At 65.2% G+C, this 422-nt stretch carries 1 pseudogene; it reads right to left on the reverse strand.

Going from position 1 to position 422, the window contains the following annotated elements:
* Nucleotides 1–422: pseudogene (gene istB, locus IC37_RS28665) on the reverse strand (IS21-like element ISPre4 family helper ATPase IstB); the annotation flags it as partial.

Here is a 422-nt window from a genome sequence, read left to right on the forward strand (position 1 = left end):
GGTCGGATCGCCGATCAGTGCATGCCATTTGTCCACCGGCATTTGGCTGGTCACCAGTGTCGAGCGGTTGCCGTAACGGTCGTCCAGCAGTTCAAGCATGTCGCGCCGCTGAGCGGCGGTAAATGGCGCCAGGCCCCAGTCGTCCAGGATCAGCAGGTCGGTCTTGGCGTAGCCAGCCATTAGCTTGGCGAAGCGGCCGTCTCCGTGGGCCAGGCCCAGTTCCTCCATCAAGCGCGGCAAGCGCAGATAACGCACGCTGTAACCGTCGCGGCAGGCCTTGTGAGCCAGCGCGCAGGCGAGCCAGGTTTTGCCCACGCCAGTTGGGCCGCCGATGATCAGGTTCAGGCCGTCGCGCAGCCACTGGCCGCTGCCCAGTTGCAGGATCAGAGATTTGTCCAGGCCGCGCGGGCTGCGGTAGTCGA

The sequence above is a fragment of the Pseudomonas sp. QTF5 genome (genome assembly GCF_000512695.2).
Classification (GTDB): Bacteria; Pseudomonadota; Gammaproteobacteria; order Pseudomonadales; family Pseudomonadaceae; genus Aquipseudomonas.